General features: G+C 36.8%; 1 protein-coding gene. It reads left to right on the forward strand.

The features are described from left to right. Positions 1 to 289: 289 nt before the first annotated feature. Positions 290 to 1069: amino acid permease (locus VXQ92_RS20765; RefSeq protein ID WP_416683045.1), on the forward strand; the 780-nt coding region annotated here is incomplete at its 3' end.

Here is a 1069-nt window from a genome sequence, read left to right on the forward strand (position 1 = left end):
CAAGAGATAGCACTCTACTTTTATACATCAATCGTATTGACGCGGGTTTATTTTGGAAATTTCAATTCATGCCTGCAATGACCGAATAAAGTAAAATCATAAGAAAAAAGTCTATCAAAAAATATATTTTTGGAAGATTTTTCAACCAATTTAACACGATTAAAAGCAAGCTTATGATTTTAAATATTTTTTATAGTTACTTTACAGTCATCCCTTGTTCAATTGTAGTCTAGGCTAAAATAAATCCATCTATTAGAATAATTTACTTATTCATTGTGAGTGAAGACCTTTGACCAACGAATCTTCTACACTTCAACGAGGACTAAAAAATCGACATATCCAATTAATTGCTATGGGTGGAGCAATTGGTACCGGATTATTTTTAGGCTCGGCGCAAGTGATTCAATCTGCGGGACCATCCATTATTTTAGGATATGCCATTGGTGGCTTAATTGCTTTTTTAATTATGCGCCACCTGGGAGAAATGATTGTTGAAGAACCTGTTGCAGGATCGTTCAGCCATTTTGCGTATAAATACTGGGGAAAATTTCCCGGATTTTTAGCTGGATGGAATTATTGGATGCTCTATGTTCTGGTTGCGATGAGTGAACTCACCGCGGTAGCCAAATATATTAATTACTGGTGGCCTCATATTCCAGCATGGACTTCTGTCTTATTTTTCTTTGTCGTGATTACGGCAATTAACCTAACAAACGTCAAATTTTATGGTGAGTCCGAATTCTGGCTCGCTATTATTAAAGTTGCTGCGGTTATCTCTATGATTGTTTTTGGCCTTTATTTGCTATTTACAGCAGATGTAGGTTCAAGCATTTCGTTTAGTAACCTTTGGTCTCATGGTGGATTTTTTCCAAATGGCTTTAGTGGCCTCTTCTATATGTTGGCTTTCTTGATGTTCGCCTTTGGTGGTATTGAACTGATTGGTATGGCCGCGGCGGAAGCAAAAGATCCGAAAAAAACCAGTCCAAAAGCAATTAACCAAGTTGTTTTCCGTATCTTGATTTTCTATATCGGTTCACTAGCGATTTTACTTTCATTAGTACCGTGGAAC

The organism is Acinetobacter sp. 228 (assembly GCF_048147885.1).